At 67.7% G+C, this 18,796-nt stretch carries 14 protein-coding genes and 1 tRNA gene; 6 read left to right on the top strand and 9 right to left on the bottom strand.

Features of this window, described 5'->3' with window-relative positions:
* Positions 1-12 precede the first annotated feature (12 nt).
* From DES41_RS00875 to mfd, 4 genes are all read right to left on the bottom strand, one after another.
* Entirely contained in the window at positions 13-1,284 is a 1,272-nt protein-coding gene (locus DES41_RS00875; protein WP_114465063.1) for a YeaH/YhbH family protein, read from the bottom strand.
* A gap of 12 nt (positions 1,285-1,296) precedes the next feature.
* Positions 1,297-3,219 carry a PrkA family serine protein kinase gene (locus DES41_RS00870; protein ID WP_114465061.1) on the bottom strand — a complete coding sequence of 641 codons (1,923 nt, stop codon included), beginning with the start codon at positions 3,217-3,219 and terminating at the stop codon, positions 1,297-1,299.
* Positions 3,220-3,418: 199 nt separating this feature from the next.
* A complete protein-coding gene (serB, locus tag DES41_RS00865) occupies positions 3,419-4,132 on the bottom strand; it encodes a phosphoserine phosphatase SerB (RefSeq protein WP_114465059.1) in 714 nt (237 codons plus the stop codon).
* Between the two features lie 23 nt (positions 4,133-4,155).
* Positions 4,156-7,632 carry a transcription-repair coupling factor gene (gene mfd / locus DES41_RS00860; RefSeq protein WP_114465057.1) on the bottom strand — a complete coding sequence of 1,159 codons (3,477 nt, stop codon included), beginning with the start codon at positions 7,630-7,632 and terminating at the stop codon, positions 4,156-4,158.
* Positions 7,633-7,750: 118 nt separating this feature from the next.
* Between mfd and ispD the strand changes: the two genes are divergently transcribed.
* Positions 7,751-8,491, top strand: coding sequence for a 2-C-methyl-D-erythritol 4-phosphate cytidylyltransferase (ispD, locus tag DES41_RS00855; RefSeq protein WP_114465055.1), 741 nt, complete (start codon positions 7,751-7,753; stop codon positions 8,489-8,491).
* Positions 8,488-8,970 (top strand): 2-C-methyl-D-erythritol 2,4-cyclodiphosphate synthase, encoded by a 483-nt coding sequence (gene ispF / locus DES41_RS00850; protein ID WP_114465053.1) that lies wholly within the window; start codon positions 8,488-8,490, stop codon positions 8,968-8,970. The genes ispD and ispF overlap by 4 nt, the downstream gene beginning before the upstream one ends.
* On the opposite strand, the gene DES41_RS00845 is transcribed toward ispF, so the two are convergent.
* Together DES41_RS00845 and ompR are read right to left on the bottom strand one after the other, a co-directional pair.
* Entirely contained in the window at positions 8,971-10,392 is a 1,422-nt protein-coding gene (locus DES41_RS00845) for a sensor histidine kinase (RefSeq protein WP_245965532.1), read from the bottom strand.
* Between the two features lie 20 nt (positions 10,393-10,412).
* Positions 10,413-11,144, bottom strand: coding sequence for an osmolarity response regulator transcription factor OmpR (gene ompR / locus DES41_RS00840; protein WP_056658593.1), 732 nt, complete (start codon positions 11,142-11,144; stop codon positions 10,413-10,415).
* 200 nt (positions 11,145-11,344) lie between these two features.
* Here ompR and DES41_RS00835 point away from each other — a divergent pair, with 200 nt between their 5' ends.
* From DES41_RS00835 to DES41_RS00820, 4 genes are all read left to right on the top strand, one after another.
* Positions 11,345-12,061 (top strand): SIMPL domain-containing protein, encoded by a 717-nt coding sequence (locus tag DES41_RS00835; RefSeq protein WP_114465051.1) that lies wholly within the window; start codon positions 11,345-11,347, stop codon positions 12,059-12,061.
* Positions 12,062-12,179: 118 nt separating this feature from the next.
* Positions 12,180-13,097 carry an alpha/beta fold hydrolase gene (locus DES41_RS00830; protein ID WP_114465049.1) on the top strand — a complete coding sequence of 306 codons (918 nt, stop codon included), beginning with the start codon at positions 12,180-12,182 and terminating at the stop codon, positions 13,095-13,097.
* Positions 13,098-13,107: 10 nt separating this feature from the next.
* On the top strand, positions 13,108-15,354 hold the full coding sequence (locus DES41_RS00825) for a RelA/SpoT family protein (protein WP_114465047.1): 2,247 nt from the start codon (positions 13,108-13,110) through the stop codon (positions 15,352-15,354).
* A 59-nt stretch (positions 15,355-15,413) separates the two neighbouring features.
* Positions 15,414-15,490: transfer RNA gene (locus DES41_RS00820), tRNA-Val, on the top strand.
* A 305-nt stretch (positions 15,491-15,795) separates the two neighbouring features.
* Here DES41_RS00820 and DES41_RS00815 read toward each other — a convergent pair.
* The 3 genes from DES41_RS00815 to DES41_RS00805 all read right to left on the bottom strand — a co-directional run bounded on the left by DES41_RS00815 (position 15,796) and on the right by DES41_RS00805 (position 18,740).
* On the bottom strand, positions 15,796-17,127 hold the full coding sequence (locus tag DES41_RS00815) for a TRAP transporter large permease (RefSeq protein WP_114465045.1): 1,332 nt from the start codon (positions 17,125-17,127) through the stop codon (positions 15,796-15,798).
* Position 17,128: 1 nt separating this feature from the next.
* Positions 17,129-17,626 carry a TRAP transporter small permease gene (locus DES41_RS00810; RefSeq protein WP_147282784.1) on the bottom strand — a complete coding sequence of 166 codons (498 nt, stop codon included), beginning with the start codon at positions 17,624-17,626 and terminating at the stop codon, positions 17,129-17,131.
* A gap of 109 nt (positions 17,627-17,735) precedes the next feature.
* Positions 17,736-18,740 carry a TRAP transporter substrate-binding protein gene (locus DES41_RS00805; RefSeq protein WP_170168061.1) on the bottom strand — a complete coding sequence of 335 codons (1,005 nt, stop codon included), beginning with the start codon at positions 18,738-18,740 and terminating at the stop codon, positions 17,736-17,738.
* Positions 18,741-18,796 lie beyond the last annotated feature (56 nt).

Below are 18,796 nucleotides of genomic sequence, written 5' to 3'. Positions count from 1 at the left end.
CCGGGCAGGGGCTCAGGCCCGGCGCTTGAACAGTTCGCGGAACACGGGGTAGATGTCGGCCAGGTTGGCGATGCGCTGCATCGCGAAGCGTCCGGCATGGGCTTCCTGCAGCTTCAGGTATTCCTCCCAAAGGTTCTGCGGCGGGCCATCGGTGATCTCGATGTAGGCGAAGTACTGCGTGAGCTCCAGGATCTGGTTGCCGAGGATCTCGCGGCAGCGCGGCGAATCGTCATGCCAGTTGTCGCCGTCCGAGGCCTGCGCGCCGTAGATGTTCCACAGGCTGCTGGGATAGCGCGCCGTGACGATCTCGTGCATCAAGGTGAGCGCGCTGGACACCACCGTGCCGCCGGATTCGCGCGAGGTGAAGAAGTCTTCCTCGCTCACCTCGCTGGCCACCGTGTGGTGGCGGATGAACACCACCTCGATGTGCTCGTAGTTCCGGTTCAGGAACAGGTACAGCAGCATGAAGAAGCGCTTGGCCACGTTCTTGCGGCCTTCGTCCATGGAGCCCGAGACGTCGAGCAGGCAGAACATCACGGCCTGCGTGGACGGCTTGGGCGTCTTCACGCGGTTGTTGAAGCGCAGGTCGAAGGTGTCGACGAAGGGGATCGCCTCGATCTTGGCGCGGAGCTTGGTGATCTCCTTGCGCACGCGCTCGACCTCGGGGTGGTCATCGGGCAGGGTCTCGCGCAGCTCGGCGAGTTCCTTTTCCAACGCGCGCATCTGCGTGGCATAGGGTCCGCCGATGGCGATGCGCCGGCCCGCCGCGCCGCGCATGGTGCGCGTGAGGTTGACGTTGGTCGGCACGCCCGTCTGCACGAAGCCTGCGCGCGTGCGCTTGTACTGCTCGATCTGCGCCAGCTGCTGCTTGACGAGGTTGGGCAGGGCCATCTCGTCGAAGAAGATGTCCAGGAACTCGTCCTTGGTCAGCGTGAAGACGAACTCGTCGAGGCCTTCGCCCTCGTTGCTGGCCTGGCCCTTGCCGCCACCACCAGCGCCGCCGCCCTTGGGCCGGTCGACCTGGTCGCCCGCGTTGAAGCGGTCGTTGCCGGGCCGCACCGCGTCCCACACGCCACCCCGGCCGTGCTCGAACTGCGGCTCGTCGATGTCCTTGCCGGGGATGCCGATCTTCTCGCCTTCGTCCAGGTCCTTGAGGCCACGCTTGTTGATCGCGTCCGAGACGGCCTTGCGGATCTGGCCCTTGAAGCGCCGGATGAAGCGGCTGCGGTTGACCGAACTCTTGTTCTTGCTGTCGTTACGCCGGTCGACGATGCGCACGGTCATCGGAAGCCTTTCTCACGAGGACTTGCGTACGCGCAGATACCACTCGCAGAGCAGGCGAACCTGCTTTTCGGTGTAGCCCTTGGTGATCATGCGGTTCACGAAGTCCGCATGCTTCTTCTGCTCCTCGCCGCTGGCCTTGGCGTTGAACGAGATCACGGGCAGCAGCTCCTCGGTGTTGGAGAACATCTTCTTCTCGATCACCGCGCGCAGCTTTTCGTAGGAGGTCCAGGCCGGGTTCTTGCCGTCCTGGCGGGCCCGCGCGCGCAGCACGAAGTTCACCACCTCGTTGCGGAAGTCCTTGGGGTTGGAGATGCCGGCGGGCTTCTCGATCTTCTCGAGCTCGTCGTTGAGCGCGCCGCGGTCCAGGATCTCGCCGGTGTTCGGGTCGCGGTACTCCTGGTCCTGGATCCAGAAGTCGGCGTACACCACGTAGCGGTCGAAGATGTTCTGGCCGTACTCGGAGTAGCTCTCGAGGTAGGAGGTCTGGATCTCCTTGCCGATGAACTCGGCATAGCGCGGCGACAGGAATTCCTTGATGTAGCGCAGGTACTTCTCGCCGACCTCGGGCGGGAACTGCTCCTGCTCGATCTGCTGCTCCAGCACGTACATGAGGTGCACCGGGTTGGCCGCCACCTCGCGGTGGTCGAAGTTGAACACCCGCGACAGGATCTTGAACGCGAAGCGTGTCGACAGGCCCGTCATGCCTTCGTCCACTCCGGCGAAGTCGCGGTACTCCTGGAAGCTCTTGGCGCGCGGGTCGGTGTCCTTGAGGTTCTCGCCGTCGTACACGCGCATCTTGGAGAAGATGCTCGAGTTCTCGGGCTCCTTCAGGCGCGAGAGCACCGAGAACTGCGACAGCATGCGCAGCGTGTCGGGTGCGCAGGGCGCCTGCGCCAGCGAGGAATTGACGACCAGCTTCTCGTAGATCTTGATCTCGTCGGCCACGCGCAGGCAGTAGGGCACCTTGACGATGTAGATCCGGTCGAGGAAGGCCTCGTTGTTGCGGTTGTTGCGAAAGGCCTGCCACTCCGCCTCGTTCGAGTGGGCCAGGATCAGGCCGTCGAAGGGGATGGCGCCGAAGCCCTCCGTGCCCTTGTAGTTGCCTTCCTGCGTGGCGGTCAGCAGCGGGTGCAGCACCTTGATCGGCGCCTTGAACATTTCCACGAACTCGAGCACGCCGCGGTTGGACAGGCACAGGCCGCCCGAGTAGGAATAGGCGTCCGGGTCGTCCTGCGAATAGGTCTCGAGCTTGCGGATGTCGATCTTGCCGACCAGGGCCGAGATGTCCTGGTTGTTCTCGTCGCCGGGCTCGGTCTTGGAGACGGCGATCTGCTTGAGCACCGAGGGCCGGATCTTGACCACGCGGAACTTGGTGATGTCGCCACCGAACTCCTGCAGCCGCTTGACGGCCCAGGGGCTCATGATGGTGGACAGGTAGCGGCGCGGGATGCCGTAATCGCCTTCGAGGATGCCGGCGTCCTCGTTCGCATCGAACAGGCCCAGCGGCGACTCGTGCACGGGCGAGCCCTTGATCGCGTAGAACGGCACCTTCTCGATCAGGTACTTGAGCCGCTCGGCCAGCGAGGACTTGCCGCCGCCCACCGGCCCCAGCAGGTAGAGCACCTGCTTCTTCTCCTCCAGCCCCTGCGCCGCGTGGCGGAAGTAGGCCACGATGCTCTCGATCACCTCTTCCATGCCGTACAGGTCGCGGAAGGCGGGGTACACGCGGATCATCTTGTTGGCGAAGATGCGCGACAGGCGTGGATCGGTACGCGTGTCCACCAGTTCCGATTCGCCGATCGCCAGCAGCATGCGCTCGGCAACGCTGGCATAGGCGGTCGGATCGCGCTTGCACAGTTCCAGGTATTCCTGGACCGACATTTCCTCTTCCTGTGCGGCTTCGAATCGGTCCTGGTAACGGGCAAAGATCGACATCGTTTCTCCTGTGAATTGGGATCAGCTGTCAACGCTTTGGGTGGCGTTTGGCGGGAAGGTTCGAACCATCATAGTCCTTCCCCGAAAGGCACAAGCCACAAATGTGCAAGGTGTTGCGGGGCTTCCAAAAGCCATCGGGCGGGCGGTCGCCGGAGCCCCCACAATGGCTGTCCCGCGTTCGTCCGCGGGGGCTGCGGCCTCAGCGGCGCAGCAGTTCGAGCAGCCGATCCAGGCCGCCGGTTTCGATGGAAACCATGGCCTGTTCGCGCACCTTCGGCTTGGCGTGGTAGGCCACCGAGAGGCCCGCTTCGCCCATCATCGGCAGGTCGTTGGCACCATCGCCGACCGCGATGCACTGCGCAGGCACGGCGCCCAGCAACGAGGCCACTTCCAGCAGCGTGCGGCGCTTCTCCGCGCCATCGCAGATGTCGCCCCAGGCCTGCGGCACCACGCGGCCGGTGAGCACGCCATCGGCTTCGTCCAGCAGGTTGGAGCGCGTGAAATCGATGCCCAGCCGGTCGCGCACGCGGTTGGCGAAGAAGGTGAAACCGCCCGAGACCAGCAGCACCTTGAGGCCCGCGGCCTTGCAGGCGGCCACCAGTTCGCTGGCGCCCGGATTCAGGCGCAGGCGTTCGTCGTAGACCTGCTGCAAAGCAGCCACCGGCACGCCTTGCAGCAGTGCCACGCGGCGCGTGAGGCTTTCCTTGAAGTCCCGGATCTCGCCGCGCATGGTGGCCTCGGTGATGGCCGCGACCTCGGCCTTCTTGCCCACCGCGTCGGCGATCTCGTCGATGCACTCGATGTTGATCAGCGTCGAATCCATGTCGAACGCGATGAGCTTGAAATCGGCCAGTGCGAGCGGGGGCGTGAAGCCGCGGACCACGAGGCCGGGTGCGAAGGTGGATGCAGTCATGAAAAGGTGTGGTTCGGGGTGTTTCAGGCCGCTTGCGTGACGGGCTTGCCCAGGTGGCGCAGCACGTCGCGCACCATCTGGGCGCGGTCCTTGGGTTCGGGCAGTTCGCGCTCGATGCGCAGCTTCTCGTTGCCCACGAGCTTGATGTGCTTGTTCTTCTGGATCAGCTCGATGATGCGCATGGGCTCGATCGGCGCGTCGGGCTTGAACGTGATGTGGATCACGCCGGGCGCGGCATCGACCTTGACCACGCCGTAAGGCCGCGCCAGCACGCGCAGCCGGTGCACGTCGATCAGCGTCTGCGCCTGCGTCGGCAGCTTGCCGAAGCGGTCGACGATCTCCTCGAGCAGGATGTCGACCTGGTCGGCGGTCTTGGCCGTGGCCAGCTTCTTGTAGAACGACAGCCGCAGGTGCACGTCGCCGCAGTAGTCGTCGGGCAGCAGGGCCGGGGCGTGCAGGTTGATCTCGGTGGTGACCGACAGCGGGGAGAGCAGGTCGGGCTCCTTGCCTTCCTTCAGGCTGCGCACGGCCTCGGACAGCATCTCGTTGTACAGCTGGAAGCCCACCTCCAGCATGTTGCCGCTCTGGTTCTCGCCAAGCACCTCGCCGGCGCCGCGGATCTCCAGGTCGTGCATGGCCAGGTAGAAGCCGCTGCCCAGTTCTTCCATCTGCTGGATGGCCTCGAGCCGCTGCGATGCCTGCTTGGTCAGGCCCTCGATGTCCGGGACCATGAGGTAGGCATAGGCCTGGTGGTGGCTGCGGCCCACGCGGCCCCGCAGCTGGTGCAGCTGGGCCAGGCCGAACTTGTCGGCGCGGCTCATGACGATGGTGTTGGCGGTCGGCACGTCGATGCCGGTCTCGATGATGGTGGAGCACAGCAGCAGGTTGCTGCGTTGGGCCGTGAAGTCGCGCATCACGGCTTCGAGCTGGCGCTCCGGCATCTGGCCGTGGGCCACCGCGATGCGTGCCTCGGGCAGCAGTTCCTCGAGCTTGGCGCGCCGGTTCTCGATGGTCTCGACCTCGTTGTGCAGGAAGTAGACCTGGCCGCCGCGTTTGAGCTCGCGCAGCACGGCCTCGCGGATCACACCGTTGTTCTCGCTGCGCACGAAGGTCTTGATGGCCAGGCGGCGCTGCGGCGCCGTGGCGATGACCGACAGGTCGCGCAGGCCCTCCAGCGCCATGCCCAGCGTGCGCGGGATCGGCGTGGCCGTCAGCGTGAGGACGTCGACCTCGGCGCGCATGGCCTTCATGGCCTCCTTGTGGCGCACACCAAAGCGATGCTCCTCGTCGATGATGAGCAGGCCGAGGTGCTTGAACTTGACCGAGGCGCTGAGCAGCTTGTGCGTGCCGACCACGATGTCCACGCTGCCGTCCGCCAGGCCCTTGGCCGCCGCCGTGATCTCCTTGGCCGAGCGGAAGCGGCTCATCTCGACGATCTTCACGGGCCACTTGGCGAAGCGGTCGACCAGCGTCTGGTAGTGCTGTTCGGCCAGCAGCGTGGTGGGTGCGAGGAAGGCCACCTGCTTGCCGCCCGTCACGGCGACGAAGGCAGCGCGCAGCGCCACCTCGGTCTTGCCGAAGCCCACGTCGCCGCAGACCAGGCGGTCCATGGGCTGGGGCGAGATCATGTCCTGGATGACGGCGTGGATGGCGGCCTTCTGGTCGGCCGTTTCCTCGAAGCCGAAGTCGTTGGCGAAGGCCTCGTAGTCCTGCGGCGAGTAGCGGAAGGCATGGCCTTCGCGCGCAGCCCGGCGGGCGTAGATGTTGAGCAGCTCGGCCGCGGCATCGCGCACCTGCTCGGCGGCGCGGCGACGGGCCTTGTCCCACTGGCCCGAGCCGAGCTTGTGCAGCGGCGCCTCGGCCGCGCTCACGCCGGTGTACCGGCTGATCAGGTGCAGCTGGCTCACGGGCACGTAGAGCGCGGCCTTGTCGGCGTACTCCAGGTGCAGGAATTCGGTGCTGCCCTGGCCGAGGTCGAGATTCACCAGGCCCAGGTAGCGGCCGATGCCGTGCGCGGCGTGCACCACGGGGTCGCCCACGTTGAGTTCGGCCAGGTCCTTGATCAGCGCCTCGACATCGCTGACCTGCTCCTGCTTGCGGCGGCGCCGTGCTGTCGGGCCGGCCGCGAAGAGCTCGGTCTCGGTCACCAGGTCGACGCCGCCCTCGAGCCAGGAGAAGCCGACGCCCAGCGCGCCGGTCGCCATGCCCAGGCGTTCGTCGCTGGCCTGGAATTCGGCCAGGCTGTCGAACACCGGGGGGCTCAGCTGGCTGGCGCGCACGAAGTCCAGCAGGCTCTCGCGCCGGCCGTCGGATTCGGCCAGCAGCAACAGGCGCTGCTGGGTGTTGCGCAGGTGGCTGGTCAGGCGCGCGAGCGGCTCCTCGGCCCCGCGCACCACGGACAGCGGGGGCAGCGGCGCGAACTCGGCGTAGGGGGTGGCGTCGCTGGTCTGCACCTGCGCCGGGCGCAGCGCCAGCTGGCTGTGGGCATTGGCCTGGCCGTAGAACTGCTCGCTGGACAGGAACAGCGCCTCGGGCGGCAGCACCGGCCGGTCCGGGTCGCCGACCAGCACGCGGTGGCGCTCGCGCGTGTCCTGCCAGAAGCGCTGGAACGCGGCCTCCAGGTCGCCGTGCAGCACCACGGTGGCGCCGGCGCCCAGGTAGTCGAAGACGGTGGCCGTCTCCTCGAAGAACAGCGGCAGGTAGTACTCGATGCCGGCCGTGGCCACACCGTTGCCCATGTCCTTGTAGATGCGGCTGCGCGTGGGGTCGCCTTCCAGCAGTTCGCGCCAGCGGCTGCGAAAGCGCGCGCGGCCGGCGTCGTCCATCGGAAACTCGCGGCCGGGCAGCAGCCGCACCTCGGGCACGGGGTACAGGCTGCGCTGGCTGTCGGGATCGAAGGTGCGGATCGAGTCGATCTCGTCGTCGAACAGGTCGACGCGGAAGGGCACGGGCGAGCCCATCGGGAACAGGTCGATCAGCCCGCCGCGCACCGCGTACTCGCCCGGGCTCACGACCTGGGTCACGTGGTTGTAGCCGGCCAGCGTGAGCTGCGACTTGAGCCGCCCCTCGTCCAGCCGCTGCTTGGCCTTGAACTGGAAGGTGGTGCCCGCCAGGAAGCTGGGCGGCGCCACGCGGTACAGCGCCGTGGTGGCGGGCACCAGCACCACATCCACCCCGGCCTGCGGATCGCCCTGGGCCGCGCCTGCGTAGAGCCGCCACAGCGTGGCCAGGCGTTCGCTGATCAGGTCCTGGTGCGGCGAGAAGGTGTCGTAGGGCAGGGTCTCCCAGTCGGGGAACAGCGCGCAGCGCAGCGTGGGTGCGAAGAACGGCAGTTCCTCGAGCAGGCGCTGGGCGTCGGTGGCGTCCGAGGTGACGATGGCGACGACCTTGCCGCCGGCCTTCTCGCGTTCGGCCAGGCGGGCCAGCAGCAGCGCGTCGGCCGAGCCGGGCGGACGGGGCAAGGTGAAGCGCTTGCCGGGGATGAGCTTGGGAAGATCCATGGGGGCGACAGACGTGACGCAAAACGCAAAAGCCCCCCGCCGGGTGAGGGCGGGGGGTGTTGGCACCATTTTAGGCAGGGTGGGCGATGGACGGTTCGAGCTTCCTAGAATCGCGGTGATGACCGATTCCCAAGCCTCGGCGCGGTATTACGCGCTGATCCCCTGCGCGGGCAGCGGCAGCCGCGCGCTGGCGCCGGGTGCCATGGCCGAAAAATCCGTGGCCAAGCAATACCAGAACGTGGCCGGCCAGCCCATGGTGATGCACACGCTGGCGGCCTTCGCGGCCGTGCCCGCAGTGCGCGACGTGCTCGTGGTGGTGGCGCCCGGCGACGACTTCTTCGAGCACCACAGCGCGCCCTGCGTGGTGCGCGACTGCGGCGGCGATTCGCGTGCGCGCAGCGTGCGCAACGGCTTGCACGACCTGTTCGAGCAGGGCGCGCGTGGCGACGACTGGGTGCTCGTGCACGATGCGGCGCGTTGCCTCGTGACGCCGGCGCAGATCGAGGCGCTGATCGCCGCCTGCCGGGACGACGCTGTCGGCGGCCTGCTCGCGCACCGGCTGCCCGACACGCTCAAGCAGGAAGATGGCGCCGGCCGCGTGGCCGCGACCTTGCCGCGGGCGGACAAATGGCTGGCGCAGACGCCGCAGATGTTCCGCATCGGCCTGTTGAGCCGCGCGCTCGACGCGGCGCTGGCGAGCGAGCCCGACGCCGTGACCGACGAGGCCAGCGCCATCGAGGCCCTGGGCCTGGCGCCGCGCCTGGTGCCCGGCAGCGCGCTCAACTTCAAGGTCACCTATCCCGAGGATTTCGCCCTGGCCGAGCAAGTGCTGCGCGGCCGGGACCAGGACAAGCCATGAACTTCCGCATCGGCGAAGGCTGGGACGTGCACGCGCTCGTGCCCGGCCGCCAACTCATCATCGGCGGGGTCACGGTCCCCTACCACCTCGGCCTGCTCGGCCATTCGGATGCCGACGTGCTGCTGCACGCCATCACCGACGCGCTGCTGGGCGCCGCGGCGCTGGGCGACATCGGCACGCATTTTTCGGACACCGACCCGCAGTTCTCGGGCGCTGATTCGATGAAGCTGCTGGTCGAGGCCGCGCGCCGCGTGGCGGCCAAGGGCTGGCGCATCGGCAACATCGACAGCACCGTCGTTGCCCAGGCGCCCAAACTCATGCCGCACATCCCGGCCATGCGGCGCGGCATCGCGCAGGCGCTGGGGCTGCAGGTGGACCAGGTGAATGTGAAGGCCAAGACGGCCGAGAAGCTCGGCCCCGTGGGCCAGGGCCAGAGCATGGAGGCGCGCGCCGCCGTGCTGCTCGAGCGCTTGGCCTGATCAGCGCAGCGCGCGGCGCAGCTTGATGTGGGCGGCCAGGCCGCCCGTGCGCGTGTTGGCCAGCTGGAACACGCCGCCCATGCGCAGGACGGCCGTGTCGACGATGGACAGGCCCAGCCCGGCGCCGGTGGCTGCCGTGCGCGCCGTGTCGCCCCGGAAGAAGGGCTTGGACAGGTCGGCCAGCTGCGACTCGCTGACGCCGGGGCCGCGGTCGCGCACCTTGATCAGCACCCATTCGTCGCGGCCCTTGGCCACGATGTCGATGTCGGCCACATCCGTGCCGGGCGTCTTGCCGTAGCGGCGCGCGTTTTCCAGCAGGTTGGACAGCACGCGCGCGAGTTCGGTGGCGTCGGACATCACCATCAGCTGCTCGGGCAGCTGCACATTGATGCGCATGTCCCCGTGGTCGCGCACGGCGTAGCAGCAGGCGTCGATGATCTTGTTCAGCGACACGGGCTTGAGGTCCATGTGGTCCGGCCGCGCGTAGTCGAGGAACTTGTCGATGATGCGGTCCAGCTGCTCGATGTCGGCCACCATGTGGGCGCGCGCATCGGCGTCGGCCACGCTCATCTCGGTCTCCAGCCGCAGCCGCGCCAGCGGCGTGCGCAGGTCGTGCGAGATGCCGGCCAGCATGACGACGCGGTCCTGCTCGATCTTGGCCAGGCGCTGGGCCATGCGGTTGAAGCCGATGTTGACCTCGCGGATCTCGCCCGTCACGCCGCCTTCGTCGAGCTGGCCAGCGTCGAAATCGCCCTCGCGCACCCGGCTCGTGGCCACCAGCAGGCGCTTGAGCGGGCGGTTGATGAGGCCGGCGATCAGCGCAGCCCCGGCCAGCGAGACGCCGCCTGTGGTCAGCAGCCAGACCAGCCAGGTGCGGCCGCCGCCCGGGTTGAAGCGCTCGCGGTCGGTATGCAGCCAGTTCGGGTCGCCGTTGATCGTGAAGCCGACCCACAGGCCGGGCTCGCCGTTGACCGCACTGGCGACCACCGTGCCGGCCCCCAGGCGCGATTCGAGCGCGGAGACGATGCGCCTGTCCAGTGCGTCGTCGTCCAGCAGCACGTAGCTGTCGCTGGGCTCGTGCGGTGCGATGCGCACGCGCTCCTGCTCGGCCATGGCCTTGAGCAGGGACACGCGCGCGATCGGGTCGGCGTACTGCAGCGCAGCACGCGACAGGTTGACGAGGGCCGCGATCTGCTGGGCAGTCTGCAGCGCGCGGGGCTCGAATTCGAGCTCGCGCATGGTCTTGAGCCAGGCCAGCATGCTGCCCAGCAGCAGCACTGCGAGCAGGATGAAGGTGCGCCAGAACATGTTGATCGCCAGCAGCGACCGGACCATGCTCTTCTTGGGGGGCAGCAGCTCCAGCGGTGCCGGACTGGTGGCGTCCGGGAAATCCGGGGGCTGTGTGCTGCGGCTGAACGGCACCACAGGGGAGCGCGCAGGCCTCAGTTGGCGCCGTCCGGCACGAACACGTAGCCCACGCCCCAGACGGTCTGGATGTAGCGCGGCGCGGCGGCGTCCTGCTCCACGAGCTTGCGCAGGCGGGAGACCTGCACGTCCAGGCTGCGGTCGAAGGGCTCGAACTCACGGCCGCGTGCCAGCAGGGCCAGCTTCTCGCGCGACAGCGGCTGGCGCGGATGGCGCACCAGGGCCTTGAGCATGGCGAACTCACCGGTCGTCAGCGGCAACTCGTCGCCGTTCTTGCGCAGCGTGCGCGCGCCCAGGTCGAACGCGAAGGGGCCGAAGCTCGTCACCTCGTTGTCGGTGGACGGTGCGCCGGGCGCCTCCTTGACCGGGCGGCGGCGCAGCACGGCGTGGATGCGGGCCAGCAGCTCGCGCGGATTGAAGGGTTTGCCAAGGTAGTCGTCGGCGCCGACTTCCAGGCCGACGATGCGGTCGATGTCCTCGCCCTTGGCGGTCAGCATGATGATGGGCGTGCGGTCGTTGGCGGCGCGCAGACGCCGGCAGATCGACAGACCGTCCTCGCCGGGCATCATGAGGTCGAGCACGATCAGGTCGGCGGTTTCACGCAGCATCAGACGGCTCAGTGCCTTGCCGTCTTCGGCGAGGATCACTTCGAAGCCTTCCTGCACGAGGTAGCGGCGCAGCAGATCGCGGATGCGCGAATCGTCATCCACTACCAAAATCTTGTCGGGCCGGGAAGAAGTCTGGGACATGGGCGGGCTGAGAAATGTGTAACAGCGGCAATTCTGCAACGGTCCGCTGGCGATTCCGCCAAAAAGCCCCGTCCGGCACACACTGTTACAAGTGCGCGCATGGGCTTCACGAGGTGTATGCGATTCGCGTAGACCATGGACGCGTGGCCAAGCATGCGCTGTGCTACGGTCTGTTTTTTCGAATGAAAGGCCCATCCTCCATGTCCGTTTCCCGTCTGCATTCTTCGTTGCTGGCCGCCTGTCTGGGTGCCGCTGTCCTTCTGCCCGCGCACGCCCAGGGCGTGCAGCCGGTGCCGCAAAACGTCGTGCAGCTGTCCGCCTCGGGCGTGGTGGAGGTGCCGCAGGATTTCCTCACCATGACGCTCAGCACCACGCGCGAGGCGGCCGATGCCGCTGCCGTGCAGAGCCAGCTCAAGACCGCCATCGACGCGGCGCTGGCCGAGGCGCGCAAGTCCGCCCAGACTGGCCAGATGGACGTGCGCAGCGGCGCCTTCAGCCTGTCTCCGCGCTACACCAAGGAAGGCCGCATTAGCACGTGGCAGGGCACGGCCGAGATCGTGCTGGAAGGCCGCGACTTCGGCCGCATCAGCAGCGCCGCCGGGCGCGTGCAGGGGCTCACGGTCGGCTCGGTCGCGTTCAGCCTGAGCCGCGAGGAGCGGGCGCGGGTGGAAGGCCAGGCCCAGGCCCAGGCCATCGCGCAGTTCAAGGCCAAGGCGGCCGACATCGCCAAGAGCTTCGGCTTTGCCGACTACGGCCTGCGCGAGGTGTCCGTGATGGCCGACGAGGGCGGCATGCCGCGTCCGCGCATGATGCCCATGCAGGCCAAGGCCTCCTACGCCGACTCGGCCCCGGTGCCGGTCGAGGCCGGCAAGAGCATGGTGACGGTGACGGTTTCGGGCGGCGTGCAACTGCGCTGAGTCCGACCGGCCGCCCGCGTACGCCATTCGGCGGACCTGCGGAGCGGCCCGCACTGCAGCGGCAGCGCCTATCCTTTACGATGGGCCAGCTGGCCGCATATTCAACGAATCCCGCACCATGACCGCTCCTGTTCTGCACCATGTCGTCTGTCCCGGTCCTGCTGCCGCACCAGGCGGCACGGACGGCCACCGCATGGCCTATTGGCAGTGGGGCGACACCGGCAATCCGCATGTCGTGGTGTGCGTGCACGGGCTGTCGCGGCAGGGCCGCGACTTCGACGCGCTGGCACGCATGCTGGCGCCGCACATGCGCGTCGTCTGTCCCGACGTGGTGGGCCGTGGCCGCAGCGACTGGCTGGCGGATCCGGCGCACTACCAGATCCCGGTCTACGCGGCCGACATGCTGGCCATGCTGGCGCAACTCCAGGCGCAGTCGCCCATCTCGCGGCTCGATTGGGTCGGCACCAGCATGGGCGGCCTGATCGGACTGGTGGTGGCCGGGCAGGCCGGGTTGCCGCTGCCGGCTCCCGTGCGCAGGCTGGTGCTCAACGATGTTGGCCCGGTGGTGCAGTGGGATGCGCTGCAGCGCATCGGCACCTACCTGGGCAAGAGCGGGACCTTCGCCTCGCTCGAGCAGGCGGCGTCGGCCATGTGGGCCGTTTCCACCGGGTTCGGCCCGCACAGCCCGCAGCAGTGGCTCGACCTGTCGCGCCACATGGTGCGGCCGGCTGTGACGGGCGAGCCGGAGGGCCCGCTCGTGCTGCACTACGACCCCCGCATCGCCGAGCCGCTCGGCGCGCTGACGCAGCAGGCGGCCGGGCAGGGCGAAGCCGTGCTGTGGCAGCTGTACGACCGGATCGAGGCCGCCACGCTGCTGTTGCGCGGGGCCGATTCCGACCTGCTCACGCGCGCGACGGCCGAGCAGATGACCGAGCGCGGCCCGCGCGCGCGGCTGCTGGAGTTCCCAGGCGTTGGCCATGCGCCTACGCTTGTGGCTGATGACCAGCGCCAGGCGGTCGCCGAATTCCTGAAGTGAAGAGCTGGATGTGAAGGCTTCCATTGCGCAGCCCACAGGGCCGCTGACCACGCCCGTCCCCGTCAACGACCTGATTGCGGCCAGCGAACGCACGCTGGCAGACCAGGTGCATGCGCTGGCGCGCGCGCGCGCCTTCGCCGAACCGCTGATCGCCGAGGAGACGCTGGATTCGGGCGAGAACACGCTGGCCCATGCTGACGCCGTGGCCGCCATCCTGCGCGACGTCGGCGGCTCCGAGGCCATGCAGGCCGCCAGCTACTTGGTGCACGCCTGCGTGCACCTGAACCGGCCGCACGAGGTGATCGCCAAGGCCTTCGGCGAGAACTTCGCCACGCTGGCCGTGGAAACCACCCAGCTCATGCGGGTGCAGCGGCTGTCGCGCGGCGCGCTGTCGTCCGGGCACCTGGTCGACGACGCCGGCGTGCAGACCGAGACCGTGCGCAAGATGCTGCTGGCCTTCTCGCGCGACCTGCGTGTGGTCATGCTGCGCCTCGCCTCGCGGCTGCAGACGCTGCGCTGGCACGCCGCGAGCAAGACGCCAGTGGCCGAGGCCATGGCGCGCGAGTCGCTGCAGGTGTTCGCGCCGCTGGCCAATCGCCTGGGCATCTGGCAGATCAAGTGGGAGATGGAGGACCTGGCCTTCCGCTTCCTGGAGCCAGTGACCTACAAGGAGGTGGCACGGCTGCTGGACGAAAAGCGCGTCGAGCGCGAGGCCGGCATGGCCCAGCTGCGCGCCTCGGTCGAGGCCGAGCTGCGGGCCCAGGGCCTGGCCGCCACCGTGCAGGGCCGGCCCAAGCACATCTACAGCATCGTCAAGAAGATGCGCGGCAAGTCGCTGGATTTCGCCCAGGTCTTCGACGTGCGCGCGCTGCGCGTGATCGTGCCGGCCGTGGCCGATTGCTACGCCGTGCTGGCCTGGGTGCACGCGCACTTCCAGCCGGTGTCGGGCGAGTTCGACGACTACATCGCCAAGCCCAAGGGCAACGGCTACCAGTCGCTGCACACGGTGGTGCGGCCGCAGCTGCAGGGCGACGAGGCGGGCCGGCCGATCGAGATCCAGATCCGCACCCAGGCCATGCACGACCACGCCGAGCACGGCGTCGCCGCGCACTGGGCCTACAAGGAGGCCGGTGCCAAGGGCTATGCCGGGGTCTCGGCCGGCGGTGCCTACGACGCCAAGATCGCCGTGTTGCGCCAGCTGCTGGCCTGGGAGCGCGACCTCTCGGGCGCCATGCGGCCCGAGGGCCTGCCGTCCAGCGGCGCCGTCGACCTGCTGAGCGACCGCATCTACGTGCTGACCCCGGATGCGGCCGTGGTGGAACTGCCGGCCGGCGCCACGCCCTTGGACTTCGCCTACTCGTTGCACACCAACCTCGGCCACCGCTGCCGCGGCGCGCGCGTTGACGGCGTGATGGTGCCGCTCAACACGCCGCTGCAGAACGGCCAGACCGTGGAGATCACGGCGGCCAAGGAAGGCGGCCCCTCGCGCGACTGGCTCAATGCCGAGCTGGGCTACCTGGCCAGCCACCGCGCACGCGCCAAGGCACGGGCCTGGTTCAACGCCGCCGCGCTGCACTCCACGGTGGCCCGCGGGCGCGAGGCCGTCGAGAAACTGCTGCAGCGCGAAGGCAAGACCGCGTTCAAGCTGGACGACATCGCCACGCAGCTGGGCTTCAAGTCGGCCGACGGGCTGTTCGAGGTCGTCGGCAAGGACGAGTATTCGCTGCGCAACATCGAACTGCTGCTGCGCCCCGCTGCGCCGCCGCAGGACGAGGCGCCGCTGCTCAAGAAGGCGCGCGGCGCGCACAAGGGCGGCGTGCTCGTGGTGGGCATCGATTCGCTGATGACCCAGCTGGCCAAGTGCTGCAAGCCGGCGCCGCCGGACGCCATCGTCGGCTTCGTCACGCGCGGCAAGGGCGTCAGCATCCACCGCGCCGACTGCAGCAACCTGCGCGAGATGGCCGCGCGCAATGCCGAGCGCGTGATCGAGGTCGAATGGGGCCTGCAGCGCCAGGAGACCAAGGCCGTGTACCCGGTCGACGTCGCCGTGGAAGCGGCCGACCGGCAAGGCCTGTTGCGCGACATCTCCGATGTCTTCACCAAGGAGCGCATGAACGTGATCGGTGTGCAGACGCAGTCCGTCAAGGGCACGGCCTGGATGACCTTCACGGTCGAGGTCGCCGATGCCGCCCGCCTGGCGCGTGTGCTGGGCGTGGTGGCCGATGTGCAGGGTGTGCGCTCCGCGCGCCGCCGATAATTTTTTGAACCGAAGGTGACAGAGCCCCAAAACCGTGGCTATAATCGTGGGCTTACGACAGGCGCGTAGCTCAGCTGGTTAGAGCACCACCTTGACATGGTGGGGGTCGTTGGTTCGATTCCAATCGCGCCTACCAAATTTGGTAGACGAAACAGGCACTTAGCGGGTTCGCTAAGTGCCTTTTTTGTTTGCTGGACCGACTTGAAGAACCGGGCGTAGACCGCTTCGCAATGTCGTGAACCGCCTTTGCCTGGTTCGATCCTGCCGGTGACGCTTGCACGCAGGCTCGAGACATCGGGGCGTTGAAAGCCTTGGCATCCCGGGCGATCGGCTGGGGCCAAGCCTACCGAGGACGGACGGCGTCCTCCAACACGCCATGTCCATCCACCGATCGCGTGCAGCGCGATCAAGAAAGCGGTTGTCGGATCGGCCCGCAGGCCATCACCGCAGCAAGAACAGCGAGATCGCTGGGTAGACGATCACGAGCACCAGCCATGCAGCCATGATGGCGATGAAGGGTTGCACGGAGCGGATCACCGTGCCAAAGGACACCTTGAAAGCAGCCATGGCAACGATCAGGTTGAGGCCGACCGGTGGGGTCAGATAGCCGATTTCCAGGTTGGAAATCATGATGATGCCGAAGTGCACCGGATCCACCCCGATGGATTGCGCCAGAGGCTTGAGCAACGGCGCGAAGATCAGGATCGCCGAGCCGACGTCCATCACGCAGCCTGCGACCAACAGCAGCAGGTTGATGCCCACCATGATCACCCATGGGCTGTCGATGTTGCCGATCAGATGCTGCACCATCTGCTTGGGTGCGCCCGAGTGGTCCAGGATGGTGTTGAGGCTGCTCGCAATGCACAGCAGCGGCAGCAAAATGGCCAGCAGCCGGCTCGTCTCCAGGACCACGGTGCCGAGCAGGCGCAGATCCATCTCGCGCGTGGCCAGGTGGTGCTTCAGGCGCCCCACCGGGCCCGTGCCAGCAGGCGCCGGCAGGGTCTCGGCGCGCGCATGCACGAAGAACTCGATGACGAGCGCATAGGCCAGTGCGACGGCGCCGGCCTCTGTCGGGCTGAACCGCCCGGTGTAGATGCCCCCCATCATGATCACTGGCAGCGCGATGGCCAGGATGCCGCCGAGCGTGGCGCGCCATGCGCCGGCCGCGCTGAAGGGCTCGCGCGGCATCTTGCGGTTGACCCAGAAGGAGTAGCCCGCAAACATCGCCATCAGCAGCAGCCCGGGGCCGACGCCGGCCAGGAACAGGTGCGCGATGTTGACGTCGGTCATGATGCCGTAGAGGATCAGCGGGATCGACGGCGGAATGATGATTCCGAGCGTGCCTGCAGACGCGATCGCGCCCACCGCGAACCTTTCCGAATAGCCGCTGGCGGTCAATGCCGGGTACATGATTGAACCGATCGCGAGCATGGTCACGATCGACGAGCCGTTGATCGCCGCGAAGGCCGCGCACGACAGCACCGCGGCCACGGCCAGCCCGCCGGGGATCGGCGAGGTGAAGGCGTGCATGAAGTTCACCAGCCGGCGCGCGATCGAGCCGCGCGACATCACGTTGCCGGCCAACATGAACAGCGGAATCGACAGCAGCACCTCGCGGTCGGCTGCGAACCAGAAGTCCTGGATCAGGTACTCGACCTTGCCGTCTGCCACGAAGACGTGGATGTAGACCGTCACCATCGCCAGCACCAGCACCAAGCTCTGGCGCAGCACCAACATTCCCAGCGCAAGCGCCAGCATTCCGAGCCAGACCATGTCAGTGCTCCGTCTTGGGCAGAGGCTTCAAGGCCGGGAAGACGGCGAAGCTCAGGTGACGAACTGCCGAGGACAGGAACATCCACGGCAAGATGATCTGCAGCGGCCACAGTTCGATGGGGATGCCAACGCCGCGCTCGCCCAACTCGAACGAGCTGCGCACGAACAGCACGGCGTAGTAGCCCAGAAAGACGCAGATGAGCGCGGAGGCCACATCCGCCACGCGGTTCAGCCCCGGCTCGGCCGCACGCGGCAACCAGCGGTCGGCGAACTGCGGCCGCAGGTGCCCGGCCTCGGACGTCACCAGCGCGAAGCCCACCAGGCCCACCACAGCCGTCGCCCACACCGCGACGCGCTGCGCACCAAACACACCGTGGCCGAACACCTCCCGGCCGATCACGTCGCTCATCAGAGCGATCACGACGATGGAGAACGCCACCACGCAGATGAAGGCCTCCAGGTACCGCAGGCCTTTCAAGACCAGTTTTGTCGTTTCCACTGCATCTCCAGATTCAAGTTCGACAGGCGTGGCCCGCCCCGCACCGCCCGCGTTGGCCGGCGGCGCAAGCGATCACGCACCGATGTGTGAGCGCCGTCTGGCAGCGCTGCTACTTGCCGCTCCGCGCAGCGAAGTCGCGCTTGCCCTTTTGCAGCGCGGCCCACAGTTCCGAGGTTGGCCCGCTGACCTCGGCCACGAACTTCGCCTGGTTCGGCTCCACCAGCTTGGCCCACGCCGCGCGCTGCTCCGCGCTGAGCTCGTGCACGAAGCCGCCCTTGGCCTTGAAGGCTTCCATCCGCGGAACCTCGTCTTCGGCAACGAGCTTGCGCACGCGCGCGACGGGTGTCCGGGCATCGACCACCAGCTTCTGCTGCTCGGGCGTGAGCTTGTTCCACAGGGCCTTGTTGATCACCGTGGTCGAGCCCAGGTGCGCATGCCGCGTCATCACGTAGTGCGGAGCGCTCTGCGTCGCAGGCGTGCTGCCATAGATGGTGAAAGGAAGCTCGCCAGCCTCGACCAGCCCGTTCTCGAGCCCGGGGATCAATTCAGAGAAGGGCAGTTGCACGCCGTTCGTGTTGAGCGAGCCCCAGAACACCTTGGAGGCGGCCGATGGCGACACACGCACCTTCATGCCCTTGACGTCGGCAGGCGTGAGGCACGCCTTCTTGCAGAACACGTTGGTCCAGCCCACGTCGCCCAGGCCGACGATCACCAGGCCCTTGGCCTCGAACAACCGCGCCATCACGGGCAGCGCGTAGTTGTCGGTGACGAAGTCGCGCTCGGCTTCGCTCTGCCACAGGTACGGCATGCCCAGCAGCGCCATCTCGGGAATGACCACCGTCGTGGCGATGTTCGACAGCGCGCCCAGCTCCAGCCGGCCCCGCATCAGCTGCGCCACCATCTCCTGCTCGTTGGTCATGTACAGCCGCTCGGCCTTGATCGCGCCGCCCGATCCCTTGGTGATCTTGTCAGCCATGTCGTCGACGGTGTTGGCCGACAGCGAGCCCGGCTGCGACAGGGTGGCGATGCGCCAGCTCGACTGCGCAGCGGCCAGGGCGCACGACGCCATCAGGCCGAGCGTGGCGGCCAGCTTCATCCATGTTCCGAACTTCATGTGTTGTCTCCTGCTTGTTGTCTTGGGCGCACGCCTGCTTGCGCGAGGCGTGCAGG

Source organism: Pseudorhodoferax soli, assembly GCF_003337555.1.
In the GTDB taxonomy this organism is placed as follows: Bacteria; Pseudomonadota; Gammaproteobacteria; order Burkholderiales; family Burkholderiaceae_C; genus Pseudorhodoferax; species Pseudorhodoferax soli.
The sequence above is the reverse complement of the archived record's forward strand: the minus strand, read 5'-3'. Positions and strand labels throughout refer to the sequence as shown.

Bases quoted from the DNA above. Each gene is read 5' to 3' on its own strand.
- DES41_RS00875 (WP_114465063.1), bottom strand. From the start codon at position 1,284: ATGACCGTGCGCATCGTCGACCGGCGTAACGACAGCAAGAACAAGAGT.
- DES41_RS00870 (WP_114465061.1), bottom strand. From the start codon at position 3,219: ATGTCGATCTTTGCCCGTTACCAGGACCGATTCGAAGCCGCACAGGAA.
- serB (WP_114465059.1), bottom strand. From the start codon at position 4,132: ATGACTGCATCCACCTTCGCACCCGGCCTCGTGGTCCGCGGCTTCACG.
- mfd (WP_114465057.1), bottom strand. From the start codon at position 7,632: ATGGATCTTCCCAAGCTCATCCCCGGCAAGCGCTTCACCTTGCCCCGT.
- ispD (WP_114465055.1), top strand. From the start codon at position 7,751: ATGACCGATTCCCAAGCCTCGGCGCGGTATTACGCGCTGATCCCCTGC.
- ispF (WP_114465053.1), top strand. From the start codon at position 8,488: ATGAACTTCCGCATCGGCGAAGGCTGGGACGTGCACGCGCTCGTGCCC.
- ompR (WP_056658593.1), bottom strand. From the start codon at position 11,144: ATGTCCCAGACTTCTTCCCGGCCCGACAAGATTTTGGTAGTGGATGAC.
- DES41_RS00835 (WP_114465051.1), top strand. From the start codon at position 11,345: ATGTCCGTTTCCCGTCTGCATTCTTCGTTGCTGGCCGCCTGTCTGGGT.
- DES41_RS00830 (WP_114465049.1), top strand. From the start codon at position 12,180: ATGACCGCTCCTGTTCTGCACCATGTCGTCTGTCCCGGTCCTGCTGCC.
- DES41_RS00815 (WP_114465045.1), bottom strand. From the start codon at position 17,127: ATGGTCTGGCTCGGAATGCTGGCGCTTGCGCTGGGAATGTTGGTGCTG.
- DES41_RS00805 (WP_170168061.1), bottom strand. From the start codon at position 18,740: ATGAAGTTCGGAACATGGATGAAGCTGGCCGCCACGCTCGGCCTGATG.